16 protein-coding genes and 2 pseudogenes are annotated in these 11,061 nt (G+C 69.8%); 8 read left to right on the top strand and 10 right to left on the bottom strand.

Going from position 1 to position 11,061, the window contains the following annotated elements:
* A partial coding sequence (locus tag BU198_RS37195) for a phosphotransferase (protein ID WP_188301208.1) occupies nucleotides 1-486 on the top strand: 486 nt, incomplete at its 5' end.
* Nucleotides 487-657: 171 nt separating this feature from the next.
* Here the strand turns inward: BU198_RS37195 and BU198_RS37200 are convergent.
* From BU198_RS37200 to BU198_RS37215, 3 genes and pseudogenes are all read right to left on the bottom strand, one after another.
* Nucleotides 658-1,415, bottom strand: a pseudogene (locus tag BU198_RS37200) (helix-turn-helix domain-containing protein); the annotation flags it as partial.
* Nucleotides 1,416-1,497: 82 nt separating this feature from the next.
* Nucleotides 1,498-2,127, bottom strand: a complete 630-nt coding sequence (locus BU198_RS37205; RefSeq protein ID WP_188301209.1) for a hypothetical protein — start codon at nucleotides 2,125-2,127, stop codon at nucleotides 1,498-1,500.
* Nucleotides 2,128-2,412: 285 nt separating this feature from the next.
* On the bottom strand, nucleotides 2,413-2,778 hold the full coding sequence (locus BU198_RS37215; protein ID WP_188301210.1) for an iron chaperone: 366 nt from the start codon (nucleotides 2,776-2,778) through the stop codon (nucleotides 2,413-2,415).
* 258 nt (nucleotides 2,779-3,036) lie between these two features.
* Here BU198_RS37215 and BU198_RS37220 point away from each other — a divergent pair.
* Nucleotides 3,037-3,210: pseudogene (locus BU198_RS37220) on the top strand (IS5/IS1182 family transposase); the annotation flags it as partial.
* Between the two features lie 155 nt (nucleotides 3,211-3,365).
* On the opposite strand, the gene BU198_RS37225 reads toward BU198_RS37220, so the two are convergent.
* Complete coding sequence (locus BU198_RS37225) at nucleotides 3,366-3,929, bottom strand: SMI1/KNR4 family protein (protein WP_188301211.1); 564 nt, start codon at nucleotides 3,927-3,929, stop codon at nucleotides 3,366-3,368.
* Nucleotides 3,930-4,116: 187 nt separating this feature from the next.
* Nucleotides 4,117-4,812, bottom strand: coding sequence for a nitroreductase (locus tag BU198_RS37230; RefSeq protein WP_188301212.1), 696 nt, complete (start codon nucleotides 4,810-4,812; stop codon nucleotides 4,117-4,119).
* A 101-nt stretch (nucleotides 4,813-4,913) separates the two neighbouring features.
* Here BU198_RS37230 and BU198_RS37235 point away from each other — a divergent pair, with 101 nt between their 5' ends.
* The gene (locus BU198_RS37235) at nucleotides 4,914-5,507 is read left to right on the top strand and encodes a TetR/AcrR family transcriptional regulator (protein WP_188301213.1); all 594 of its coding nucleotides are present in this window, start codon (nucleotides 4,914-4,916) and stop codon (nucleotides 5,505-5,507) included.
* 159 nt (nucleotides 5,508-5,666) lie between these two features.
* Here the strand turns inward: BU198_RS37235 and BU198_RS37240 are convergent, their stop codons facing one another.
* From BU198_RS37240 to BU198_RS37250, 3 genes are all read right to left on the bottom strand, one after another.
* Entirely contained in the window at nucleotides 5,667-5,870 is a 204-nt protein-coding gene (locus tag BU198_RS37240) for a DUF397 domain-containing protein (RefSeq protein WP_188301214.1), read from the bottom strand.
* Nucleotides 5,871-5,945: 75 nt separating this feature from the next.
* Complete coding sequence (locus BU198_RS37245) at nucleotides 5,946-6,158, bottom strand: DUF397 domain-containing protein (protein ID WP_188301215.1); 213 nt, start codon at nucleotides 6,156-6,158, stop codon at nucleotides 5,946-5,948.
* Nucleotides 6,155-6,994, bottom strand: a complete 840-nt coding sequence (locus BU198_RS37250; protein WP_188301216.1) for a helix-turn-helix transcriptional regulator — start codon at nucleotides 6,992-6,994, stop codon at nucleotides 6,155-6,157. Before BU198_RS37250 ends, BU198_RS37245 begins: the two co-directional genes overlap by 4 nt.
* A gap of 116 nt (nucleotides 6,995-7,110) precedes the next feature.
* Between BU198_RS37250 and BU198_RS37255 the strand changes: the two genes are divergently transcribed.
* The 4 genes from BU198_RS37255 to BU198_RS37270 all read left to right on the top strand — a co-directional run bounded on the left by BU198_RS37255 (nucleotide 7,111) and on the right by BU198_RS37270 (nucleotide 9,240).
* Nucleotides 7,111-7,311: a hypothetical protein gene (locus BU198_RS37255; protein WP_188301217.1), complete on the top strand. Its 201-nt coding sequence runs from the start codon at nucleotides 7,111-7,113 to the stop codon at nucleotides 7,309-7,311.
* A gap of 2 nt (nucleotides 7,312-7,313) precedes the next feature.
* Nucleotides 7,314-7,559, top strand: a complete 246-nt coding sequence (locus tag BU198_RS37260; RefSeq protein WP_188301218.1) for a hypothetical protein — start codon at nucleotides 7,314-7,316, stop codon at nucleotides 7,557-7,559.
* A gap of 14 nt (nucleotides 7,560-7,573) precedes the next feature.
* Entirely contained in the window at nucleotides 7,574-8,041 is a 468-nt protein-coding gene (locus tag BU198_RS37265; protein ID WP_188301219.1) for an NUDIX domain-containing protein, read from the top strand.
* A gap of 224 nt (nucleotides 8,042-8,265) precedes the next feature.
* Entirely contained in the window at nucleotides 8,266-9,240 is a 975-nt protein-coding gene (locus BU198_RS37270) for an RICIN domain-containing protein (RefSeq protein WP_188301220.1), read from the top strand.
* A 200-nt stretch (nucleotides 9,241-9,440) separates the two neighbouring features.
* On the opposite strand, the gene BU198_RS37275 is transcribed toward BU198_RS37270, so the two are convergent.
* Nucleotides 9,441-10,217: a class I SAM-dependent methyltransferase gene (locus BU198_RS37275; protein ID WP_188301221.1), complete on the bottom strand. Its 777-nt coding sequence runs from the start codon at nucleotides 10,215-10,217 to the stop codon at nucleotides 9,441-9,443.
* 267 nt (nucleotides 10,218-10,484) lie between these two features.
* Here BU198_RS37275 and BU198_RS37280 point away from each other — a divergent pair, with 267 nt between their 5' ends.
* Nucleotides 10,485-10,796, top strand: coding sequence for a hypothetical protein (locus tag BU198_RS37280; RefSeq protein WP_188301222.1), 312 nt, complete (start codon nucleotides 10,485-10,487; stop codon nucleotides 10,794-10,796).
* An 8-nt stretch (nucleotides 10,797-10,804) separates the two neighbouring features.
* Here BU198_RS37280 and BU198_RS37285 read toward each other — a convergent pair.
* A partial coding sequence (locus tag BU198_RS37285) for a hypothetical protein (protein ID WP_223245463.1) occupies nucleotides 10,805-11,061 on the bottom strand: 257 nt, incomplete at its 5' end.

Here is an 11,061-nt window from a genome sequence, read left to right on the forward strand (position 1 = left end):
ATCCGGCGGCTGCACGACGCGCCGCTGCCGCCCCGGCCCGGACGGGCCGGCCGGAGCATCGCCGCGCTGGCGGCGGAACTCGACGAGGAGTGCGGGTCGCTCGTGACGGACGGCGTCCTGCCCGCCGGCCTGGTCGCCCGCAACCGCCGGGTCGCCGAGGCCGCACTCCGGCCGTGGACTCCGGCGTTCACGCACGGCGACCTCCAGATCGAGCACGTCTTCGTCGACGGCGACGAGGTCACGGGCATCATCGACTGGTCCGAGGCGGGCCGGGGTGATGCCCTGTACGACCTCGCCACGTTCACGCTCGGACACGAGGAGCGCCTCGACGACGTCATCGCCGGCTACGGCGCCGACGTCGACCTGGACGTGATCCGCGCGTGGTGGTCGTTGCGGAGCCTGCTGGTGGTCCGCTGGCTGGCCGGGCACGGCTTCGACCCGTTCGCACCGGGCTGCGAGGTCGACGTGCTGAGATCCCGGATGTGAGGCCCCTCGCGCCGGCCCCTCGCGCCAGAACGGCGGCGGGACCGCCGTGTTCACCGCCGCCGACTCGAACCACCGCAACCACACCGTCCGGACCAGGGCCCCGCACGCCTATCTGCGCCCTCGCCACCTGACCAGGCAATCCGTGAACCCATGTGCTCACAGCACGAGGAGGAGCTGGTCCTTGGCGAGGTCGTAGGCGGCGAACAGGTGCCGGACTCCGTGCGGGCGGGTGTAGGTCGCTCGTCGGCGGGGCCGGGTCTCACGGTCGGGGTCCTTGTGCCTGCCGCCGCGTTCGGCCCACCGGCGTCCGGGGCGGGGCTGGAGGTCGAGCGGCCCGAATTCGTCCATGCAGAAGACGACTTCGGGTTCTCCCTGCTCGGGTATGACCTCGCCGCCGGCGATCGCGTAGAGGTGCTCGGCCCTTGCCTTCTTCGCGGCGTAGTCCGGGTCGCGGGAGGTCTTCCAGGTCTTCACGCGTTGAAAGGAGACGTCCTCCTCGCGGAGCAGGACCCGCAGGCCCTCGTGGCTGATGTCGTCGACCACCCCCTCGGCGACCAGGAAGTCGGCCAGCTTGGCCAGGCTCCAGGTCGAGAACGGCAGGCCGTGCCCGGCCGGCCTGGACTTGGCGGTCTTCTTGATCTCACGGTGCTCGGACAGCGTGAAGGTCCTCGGCCGCCCGCCCTTGTACTTCGGGTAGAGCGACTCGAAGCCGTCGGCGTTGAAGTTGTGGATCACGTCCCGGACCCGGTCCGCGCTGGTGAACGTCACCTCGGCGAACTTCGCCACCGTCATGCCCTGCGCGGACAGCAGCACCATCTGGGACCGCCCCGCCGCCAGGTCACCACCGACCCGGTGCCTCTGCGAACGATCCGCAGCAGGCGCCTGCCCTCGTCATCATCGATGTCCCGCACTCTCACGCGTTTAGCCACGTGATCATTCCGGCCGCTCGGTTGCCACCTGGCGGCAACCGAGCGGTGCGTCACAACGGGGCGAACGCAGTCTGATGCGGCACTAGTTCTTGATGTTGATGTGCATGTTGAACGTGGCGCCACCGAGATTGACCAGGAGGTTTCCCTGCCATGTGCGCGAGTCCAGGGTGGCTCCGACGTTGCCCTTGCCTGCGGCCTGCTTGTTCTGCGCCGGAGAGGAATGGAAGTTGGTGAAGAACGGGTTCACGGCCCCGGCCGCCATGGCGTCGTTGCAGATGTCCTGCGCCGCCGCCCAGAGGGTGCGCAGGGTCTCGTAGTCGGCACCGTTGTACTCGACCGCGAGCGTCGGGTTGCGCTCACCCGCGGCGACATAGGAGTGGCAGAACTGGTTGAGGATGTCCTCCACGTGCGAGCCGTTGAACTGGCCGTCCGCCTGGATCTGGTCGAGGAGATCGGCGGAGTCGGCGTCCAGCCTCGCCTGGCGCACGGCCTGCGCCGCTCCGCGCAACTCCTGGATCTTGTCGTCGGAGAGGATGTGTCGGGCCGGGTCGAGGCCCTCAAGAGGGTCGCAGGCGACCCTGACCACGGCGGCCCAGTCCTTGTCGCTGAGGCCCTCCGGGTCGAACGAGATGGACTGGCAGTGGTTCCGAAGGATCGATTTCGCTTCGGCTGGGCTTTCGGCGTACTCGCCCTTAGGGCCCTTCTTTGGCATGTATACCCCCCATTTGGTCGTGTCCCGGCCAGCTTGTCACTTCGCAGGGGGTGTCGTCACCATGTACCGCCGATTCCGCTCGTGCGACCCCAGGTCGCCGCCACCCCGGCCACCGTCCGCCAACTGCTGGGCCTCGGCTGCCAGGTGGTGGAGTGTACGAGAGGGCGAACGTTGCTTGATGCGGCACTGGGAAGTGTCGGGGACGTCCCGCCACGGGGATCCGGTCCTGGCCCGCCACCAGATCCCGTCGAAGACCTGCCGCCGGTCCCACGGTGGCCGCCGGCGTCAGCAGACCGTGCCCGGCCGTGCCGCAGTTGCTCGCAACAGGTCCCGCAGCAGACCGAAGTCGATCGCTTGCGGCTTGCGGAACCGCAGACACCCCTTGCCCATGTCCTGCCCCGCCAACCGTTCGGCGAACGCCTCACGTACATCACTGCGCATCAGATAGAAGGAGATGTACTGCTTCTGGCCGGCGAAGGCGATCTCAACGACACCGTCCCGCTCATAAGCGGGCATGCCGTAGGCCATGAGCTCCGTGAAACCCGCCAGTTCCTGTCGGCACAGCTGTCGCAGCTCGACCAGCACGTCTCTGCGCTCGTCGGGCACCTCTGCCAGGTAGCCGTCTACATCCTTCGCGGAACTCTGCACCATCCCAAGACGATATGTCGCATTCTTGGCCTCTGGCCGGGTTCCAAGCGCTCCCTAGGTGCAATGTCACTGACTCAACAGCGATCGCGAGCCACTGACCTGCTGCGATGCCGTGGCCAGAGGGCTGCGGAAGGTGGCAAAGCCAGTGAGCTCTTTCAGAGTGGCCACTGATCGGGTGACGGGCCGGCGTCCCGCAACGCACGAGATTCCCGTGCCGTCGAGGGAGGTGTCCGGTCTCAACTCTTCAGCGCAGGAGCCTCGTTGGTTCCCTGTCCTGCTGCACTCGACCTGCCGCACGCCCTGGTCGAGTGGGTATCCATGCTCATCGTCACCCGTGAGGGTGACCGACGCTGCAAGCCCCCACCCCACCAGCGTGCCCTCGTCGGCCTGGTCTACCTACGCCGGCACGACACGCTCGCACAGATCGCCGCCGGCCCCCGGGTGACCACGCCCGACAGACGGCTTCCCGGCCAGGACCTCACCGCAACCCGGCAGACATCCTCACCCTGGAACGTCAGCGCTGATGAATCTCATCGCCGTTCCAGGGCGAGGACGGATGGGTCATGGCCGTCATCCAGCCGGGAACCGTCTCACGACCAGGCAAGTCGACCTTCGGTGATCCGACAGACCGGGAAGCTTCCATCGGCGATCCTCGTCAGCGTCTCCGCTACGGAGTCGAAATACCGGGCCATCGATTCGTACTCGCCCGTGATCGTGGGGCCACCCACGAACCACCTGCCGACGCGTCCGTCCCGCACATCGATGAACTTTCCCGTCCAGCCGTCCTGGTCCGACAGGAACGGGATCCACTCGTTACGCCAGAACGGATCGTCCGGCTGGTCCGGAGGGTCGAATCCGCAGGGCCTGGAGTGGTTCGCGTAGAGCCTCTCCATCGCCCGGATGCCCAGAAAGAAGCTTCCCTCGTCGGGGAACCCGTCGAAGCCGCAGCACATGGCGTCGACGTCTTCCTCCGGCAGATCCAGATTGTTCTGCAACAGCCAGGTCCGCAGGTCCCCGTGCAGGGAGATCCCCATCCGTTCCTCGGCTGCCGCGAGCATCTGCTCCGTAGCGGGCCCTGGCAGCTCCGCGTGATCGGCCGGCGCGTGCTCCCGAAGAAGAGTCATCACACGCGACCAACTCTCAGCCACACTCATCGCCCTCTGCCCTCTGACTTCTCTACAGGGATGTCTCCGTCCGACTGCGCCACCGCGGAGGTTGGGAAGTACCGGCCGGAGAACCTTGCAGGGATGGTACTTCGAGCATGCGTTGCCCCCGGGCGCGAGCGAGGGCCACGGCGTCACCCTGGAGTGGCGGAGCTGAAAACGCTCAGTGGCATTGTCCCTAGGTGTGGAAGGTGGTGGTCGCCTCCAGGGCCGCCCGGCCTGTCGCGACCCGGTTCACCGGCGCGTTCTCGTCGGCGTAGCCGAAGGAGACACCCACGAGCAGCTTCCCCTCGTCCACCCCGAGGTGGTCGCGGACGGTGTCGGCGTAGAGGCTGAGCAGGCCCTGCGGGCAACTGGCCACGCCGTGGGCGGTCATGGCCAGCAGCAGCGTCTGGAGGTAGGCGCCGGCGTCGGCGGCCAGGCGCGGCCCGCCGTCGCCGGTGACGAACAGGAACGCGGCGTGGGGCGCCCCGTAGAAGCCCAGGCTCTGCGCGTCGTAGGCCGCGCGGGCCGGGTGGTCCCCGGGGCCGATGCCCAGCGCTCCGTACAGGCCGGCACCGAAGGCGGCCCGCCGTTCCCGGTGGACGGGGGCGTACATGTCCTCGGAGTACGGGTAGTCGGCCGTGACGCGTCGCTCGGCGTGCGCCGTCCGCAGGGCGTCGGCCAGACGGTCCCGCCGTGCGCCGCCGACCACTTCGACCCGCCACGGTTGCGCGTTGGAGTTGGACGGCGCGGCGCCGGCCAGGGAGAAGACCGCGCGCAGGATGTCCCCGGGCACCGGGTCGGGACGGAACGCGCGGGTCGCGTGGCGCCCGCGGATCATCTGCTCGGCGTACTCCCGCGCTCGTGTCCGGGTGAAGACCGGCCCGCTCATGGGACTCTCCTCCGCAGCACTTAAGTAAACGAAATCGTTTACATGAGTGGCACTGTAGCCGGGCACCCCCTCTGAAGTAAACGGGAACGTATACTTGCGTCATGAGCACGGTGACGACGGCGTCTCGACGGCAGGGGCGCGGAGGGCGGGAGCGCATCCTGGCCGCCGCGGCCGGGCTGTTCGCGGCCCAGGGGATCAACGCGACCGGCATGGAGCAGATCGCGGAGCGGGCGCCGGTGTCCAAGCGCACCCTCTACGCGCACTTCCGGACCAAGGACGAGCTGGTCCTCGCCCACCTCCAGGACCTCGCCTCGACGGGGCACACCCTGGAGGGCGCGCTGACACGCGAGGGCGTCCCCGCCAGGGAGCGGATCCTCGCGCTGTTCGACCCGCCCCCGGCCGGCACGGACCCCGTGCGCGGATGCCCGTTCATCGACGCCGCCGTGGAGTTCCCCGACCCGCGGAACGCGGTCCACTCCTACGCCCGCGAGCGGAAACTGCTGATGGTGCGGCTGGTGGCCGACCTGGTCACGGAACTGGGCTGCCACGAGCCCGCCGTCCTCGCCGAGCAGCTCGTGACCCTCGCGGACGGCGCGGCCAGCCGCGCCATGGTGCTGGGCGAGCCGGACTACGGCCGGCACGCGCGGACGGCGGCCGAGATCCTCCTGGACAACGCGCTGCCGGCCACGGCCTGACCGGCCCCGCCGGGTCGCCCGTTGCCCGGTGTGCCTGCCGCCCGACCGAGAGGGGCGGGACTCTCACAACAGGCCCTCGTCGGTCTCTCGCGCCGGAACGGTGGCGGGGTTGTTGTGCGCCGCCGCCCCGGGGGAGGGGCGGCGGCGTGTGAAGTCGGGCTACCGGGCGTCGAATTCGCCGGTGCGGACGGCGGTGATGAAGGCCTGCCAGGCGGGGGCGGGGAAGGCGAGGGCCGGGCCGCTGGGGTCCTTGGAGTCGCGCACGGGCATGAGGCCGGGGATGCCGTCGGCGACCTCGATGCAGGTGCCGCCGCTGCCGCTGTAGGTGCTCTTGCGCCAGGTGGTGATGCGGGCGGGGTCCATGGGGTTCCCTCCTGAATGGGCCTTGTGGAGTGGGAAGTCGATGGGGTCGACTTCCCACTCCGAGGCGAAGTAGGCCTACCGGGCGTCGAATTCGCCGGCCCGGACGGCGGTGATGAAGGCCTGCCAGGCGGGGGTGGGGAAGGCGAGGGCCGGGCCGCTGGGGTCCTTGGAGTCGCGCACGGGCATCACGTTCGGAAATCCGGGAGCCACCTCGACGCACTGACCCCCGTCGGTGCTGTGGGAGGACTTGACCCAGTGGGCAGAGGACAGGTCGAGGCTGGAGCTCATGGTGCCAGTTCCTTCCGGATGGTTCTGATCATGGCCAGGGACTCGGCCCTGGGCGGCGCGTCTACTTGGAGCCGATCGTATCTCCTGCGCCACATCACGACAGTGGCCCGATCGCGTTCGAGGAAGCCTCGGTGCAGTGTCTCGGTGTATCCGAGTTGGGTGCTGTCTCCGACGGTCAGCAGCGTGACGGCTGACCGGAACGATCGGTGGACCCCCATGGTGAAGGGGACGACCTGGATCAGGACGTTCGGGAGCCCTTCGGCCAGGTCTTCGAGTCGCTGGAGCTGTTCCGCCATGACGGCGGCACCGCCGAGTCGCCATCGAAGAGCGCTTTCGTCGAGTGCGACGAAGACCAGGGGCGGGGGTGTGCGTTCCAGGAACTTCTGCCTGGTCATCCGGAAGTTGAGACGTTCTTCGGCCTGGTCGGTGGTGACCTCGCCCAGGTCCACAGCGCCTGCCAACTCGGCCTCGGCGTAGGCGCGAGTCTGGAACAAGCCCGGGATGGCGCCGATCTCGAACAGCCTTATCTCCGTGGCCTGGACCTCGTGCTTGGTGAACTCGGCGAAGCCTTCGGCGAGGCCGGCACTGTTGGAGGCCTGCAACCACATCAGCGTCAGAGAGCCGTTGGTCCCGAGGACTTCGTCCGCCTTCTCGGCAAATCGCCTCGACACCTGTTTCGTGGCAGTTTCAGCGACGGACACCGTGGACGGGTGGCATCCGATGCGCTTTGCGAGCTGTCCCTGGGTGAGGCCCTTTGCCAGGCGTGACCTGCGAAGTAGTACTCCGAAGGGACCCCAGCGGCTCGACTCCGGGTCAATTTCCTTGATGTTCACCATGGGTGCTCCAACTTGGATGCCATGAAAGACAAGTCCAATTTCGCTTCCGATGCTAGGTGTCGCGGGGCCACCATGTACACAGAACGTGAAACTCCGATCGCAGAGGGTGTCATCCCATGCCCCAAGACCAAGCCCCGCGCCTCCTCGGCTACGGCGTCCGCTTCGATGTCGAGGCCGACCGCTACCGGGTCCGTAACGAGCTCACCGGCGAGTGGCTGCGCCGGCCCGACGGCGAACTCGCCACCTTCGTCTTCTTCGGTGACGCCTACAGCGCCTGGCGCGGCTTCGAGGTCCACAAGCGCCCCGGGGAGAAGTGAAGATGTCCTCCGCCCTCTCCCGCGCCACCGCCGAGCAGCGCCGTCAGGCGGCCGACGTGCTGGACGACCTCACCACCGTCCTCGCCCTCGGCGGCGTCCGGCCCCCCACCCTCGAAGTCGACTGGCACACCGGCCGCCTGACGTGCAGCTACCTGCTCCACCTCACCGCCCGCCCCGCCGACCTCCTGCGCGTGGTCGACCTGCTGCGCAAGGGCCTGCGCCACGAGCGCCTCACGCACGACGACTGAAAGCGGCCGCCCCCATGCAAGACCCCCGACTCCTGGCCAAGCCCCCCGTCTGCCGGCTCGGCTGCCTCGTCCTGATCCGCAACCCCCGCGGCGATGTCCTGCTCGTCGACCCGGACTACATGGACGGCATGATCCTGCCCGGCGGCTCCGCCCGCCCCAACGAGCCCCCGCACCTCGCCGCCGCCCGCCACCTGCACGCCGAGACCGGGCTGATCGCCCGTCTCACCGACATCCTCGCCGTCGACTTCACCCCCGCCGACCGCTACCTGGAACGCCTCAACCTCGTCTTCGACGGCGGCACCGTCCCCGACACCGCCCGGATCACCGTCCCACCCCGGCACCGCAGCGGACTGCTCGGCGCCCGCTTCGTCCCCGCCCCGGACCTGCCGGACTTCATGGCCCCCTCCCAGGCCGCCCGCGCCGCCGAAGCCCTCGCCGGCCGCACCCTCCCCGTCCTCCTCCACGGCCAACGCGCCGCCTGAACACCGCACTTCGGACCGGCGGGCCGCGGATCGGAACGTCCTGACTGATCGTCATACGACTCACTCGGATGCGCTATCCCGCTACTCCGGACGGGTGAGAGCCGGCAACAGTATGTATCCGGCCTCGATCACCGGCGGCCAGGATGTGGCGCGACCGGCAAGTCCGCCGAACGGGCGTACCGCCGTGCCGCCACACCTCCCTGACCTGTTCTGAGGACACCTCCATGTCTGTGCTCCGCCTCCCGCGCCGCCTGGGCGCCTTCGCCGGTGCGACCGCGATGCTCGCCCTCGCCGCCGCCGCCACGCCCGCCACCGCCGCCGCGCCGCAGCCGCGTGTGCCCTCCGCCCCGGGCCAGATCGTCAACGTGGCCACCGGCTACGTCCTGGACAGCGGTGGCGACAAGAGTGCCACCCGCGTCCCCGCCTATCTCTACAAGGACGCCGCGAACCCGTCCGACAACCTCAAGTTCACGTACGACCCGGACAGCAAGAAGATCCGCAACGTCGCGACCGGCTACGTCCTGGACAGCGGCGGCGACCAGAGCGCGGCCCGCGTGCCCGCGTACCTCTTCAAGGACAACAACAACGACCCGTCGGCCAACCTGAAGTGGGACTACAACCCCGCCACCAAGCAGATCAGGAACGTCGCGACCGGCTACGTCCTGGACAGCGGCGGCGACCAGAGCGCCGCCCGCGTCCCCGCCTATCTCTACAAGGACGCCGCGAACCCCTCCGACAACCTCCGGTGGAACTCGCCGGTCTTCGCGCCCACGGCCCAGGACACCCGGGGCGTCTGCCTGGACGCCGGGAACACCCGCACCAACGGCGACCAGGTCCGCGTCTGGCAGTGTCTCGCCCACACCAACCAGCGGTTCACGGTCGACGACAACCACGTGAAGGTCGACGACACGATCGGCTCGGGCGCCCCGGTGTGCCTGGACACGGGCAACGGCCGCAACAACGGCGACAAGGTCCGCCTCTGGGGCTGCCTCGACCACCCCAACCAGCGGTGGATCGTGCGCGACGGGCAGTTCGTCGTCAAGGACACCGTCGGCACCGGCCGGGAGATGTGCCTGGACTCCGGCAGCTACCGCAACAACGGCGACGCCGCGATCATCTACCAGTGCTCCGCCACCAACCCCAACCAGAAGTGGATCGTCCAGCGCGGCTACCTCAAGCTCGCCGACACCCTCTCCTGACGCCGTACCCCGCACCCCGCACGCCGGAAGCGCACCGGGCCCGCTCGCCGACACCGCCGGCGAGCGGGCCCGTCGGTCACCTGGCCGCGACGGGCGGGGCGGCGAGAGCGGGCACGGCCATGGTGGCCTGGCTGACGGAACTTCCGTGGCCATGCCATGAACTTGGCCGGAAAGCCTCCGTGACACCCGGTCAGGCCGGATCAGGCCCGGGTGGCCTCGAAGGTCCACACGTCGTCCGCGGCCGTCGGCGCGCTGCCCGCCCGGTAGCCGCCGTGGACGGTGACGCCGGTGAAGCCCGCCCGGTGCAGCATGGCGGTGAACTCGGCGAGCCCGAACCACAGCAGCGAGAAGATCTGGAGCTCGGTGCGCGTCAGGGCGCCGTCCTTCCAGAGTTCGTAGCGCATCCAGCGGGTGGTGCGCTGGGCCACCGGGTCCACGTGCGTGCGCCAGGTGGTGAGGGTGAGCAGTTCGCCGCCGTTCCACTGGTGGGGGACCGGTCCGCTGTCGGGCTCCGTGCTCAGGGACGGCGGTTCGACGTCGACGATCAGCCGCCCCGCCGGGGCCAGGCTGTCGTGCATCGCGTCCAGCGCCCGCTGCGCGCTGTCCCGGTCGGGGAGCAGCGCGAAGGAGCCGGTGGGGATCACGATCGCCTCGAAGGCACCGGGCTCGCGGTGCGTGGTCATGTCGCTCTCGAAGACGTCGGCCTCCACGCCCCGCCGGGTGCAGTTGGCGCGGCACTGCTCCAGCATCGCGGCCGAGGTGTCGTAGCCGCGCACGGCCAGTCCCTGTTCGAGCAGGGGGATCAGGATCCGGCCGGTGCCCACGGCGGGCTCCAGGACGGGGCCGGACACGTCCCGCAGACGGTCGGCGTAGAACTCGACGTCTCCGAACGAGGTGCCGACCGGCTTGTCGAGTTCGTAGAACAGCGTTGCCAGCGGGCCGTAGCGCCAGGCGGTGTCGTCGAATCCGGTGTCCATGGGTTCCTTCGGTGGCGCTTCGGGAAGATAAGAGTGCTTTGTCCTGATCTTGTGGACATCCTGCTACGGTGCCGCCCCCGAAGCCAGCGAGTATCCGGGCAGGGCCGGCCGGGAGCCGCCGCCCGGGACCCGCCGCCCGGAAACCCGCCGGTGCCACACACCCCCCCCGCACCGCGAATCCCCGTGACACCCCGGTGCCGTCAGGGGAGACTGCCCACCGGAACACGGGCACGTCGAAGAGCCGCAGACCGGAAGGGGGCCGCCACCGTGGCACTGGCGAGGAAGGGGTCCCGGCGCATCGTCGTCGACGGCACGGAGTACCGCTGGCGGGTGCGCAGGCAGCACTGGTGCTGCGACTACGAGGGCACCACCCTGGGCTACGCCGTGCAGGACGCGCGGCGCCCCGGGACGAAGCTCGTCGTGGACACCGGCCGGCCGACCCTGCGCGACCCGGCCGCGGTGCCGGCGCAGGTGGTCATGCCGCGGGAGGTCGCCGCGGGCATCCGGGCCGCGCGGGCGCAGGGCTGGACGTCCCGCTCGGACGGCTCGCCCCTCACGCTGCGCCTGTCCGCGCTCTGACGCCCGGCTCAACCGGCGTGGCGGCGGCGCCGGTTGCGCAGCACCAGCCACAGCCACAGCAGCAGGAGCGCCAGGCCGCCGGCGGCGATCGCCGTGCCCCGCTGCCAGGCGCCGCCCCCGCCGGGCGGGTACACCTTGCCGTCGTAGCCCAGGCCGCGGGCCTGCTCGCCCAGCAGCCGCGCCGGGAGGCGGCCCATCACGCCCGCGCCGGTCAGTGCGGGCTGCACGGGGTCGTCCGGGGTGAAGGTGCCCTCGACCACGCACC

Origin of the sequence: Streptomyces sp. CBMA156 (assembly GCF_014596515.1) — a bacterium.
In the GTDB taxonomy this organism is placed as follows: domain Bacteria; phylum Actinomycetota; class Actinomycetes; order Streptomycetales; family Streptomycetaceae; genus Kitasatospora.

Bases quoted from the DNA above. Each gene is read 5' to 3' on its own strand.
- BU198_RS37260 (WP_188301218.1), top strand. From the start codon at position 7,314: ATGTCCTCCGCCCTCTCCCGCGCCACCGCCGAGCAGCGCCGTCAGGCG.
- BU198_RS37230 (WP_188301212.1), bottom strand. From the start codon at position 4,812: ATGAGCGGGCCGGTCTTCACCCGGACACGAGCGCGGGAGTACGCCGAG.
- BU198_RS37240 (WP_188301214.1), bottom strand. From the start codon at position 5,870: ATGGACCCCGCCCGCATCACCACCTGGCGCAAGAGCACCTACAGCGGC.
- BU198_RS37265 (WP_188301219.1), top strand. From the start codon at position 7,574: ATGCAAGACCCCCGACTCCTGGCCAAGCCCCCCGTCTGCCGGCTCGGC.
- BU198_RS37270 (WP_188301220.1), top strand. From the start codon at position 8,266: ATGTCTGTGCTCCGCCTCCCGCGCCGCCTGGGCGCCTTCGCCGGTGCG.
- BU198_RS37215 (WP_188301210.1), bottom strand. From the start codon at position 2,778: ATGGTGCAGAGTTCCGCGAAGGATGTAGACGGCTACCTGGCAGAGGTG.
- BU198_RS37250 (WP_188301216.1), bottom strand. From the start codon at position 6,994: ATGGTGAACATCAAGGAAATTGACCCGGAGTCGAGCCGCTGGGGTCCC.
- BU198_RS37205 (WP_188301209.1), bottom strand. From the start codon at position 2,127: ATGCCAAAGAAGGGCCCTAAGGGCGAGTACGCCGAAAGCCCAGCCGAA.
- BU198_RS37225 (WP_188301211.1), bottom strand. From the start codon at position 3,929: ATGAGTGTGGCTGAGAGTTGGTCGCGTGTGATGACTCTTCTTCGGGAG.
- BU198_RS37275 (WP_188301221.1), bottom strand. From the start codon at position 10,217: ATGGACACCGGATTCGACGACACCGCCTGGCGCTACGGCCCGCTGGCA.
- BU198_RS37235 (WP_188301213.1), top strand. From the start codon at position 4,914: ATGAGCACGGTGACGACGGCGTCTCGACGGCAGGGGCGCGGAGGGCGG.
- BU198_RS37245 (WP_188301215.1), bottom strand. From the start codon at position 6,158: ATGAGCTCCAGCCTCGACCTGTCCTCTGCCCACTGGGTCAAGTCCTCC.
- BU198_RS37255 (WP_188301217.1), top strand. From the start codon at position 7,111: ATGCCCCAAGACCAAGCCCCGCGCCTCCTCGGCTACGGCGTCCGCTTC.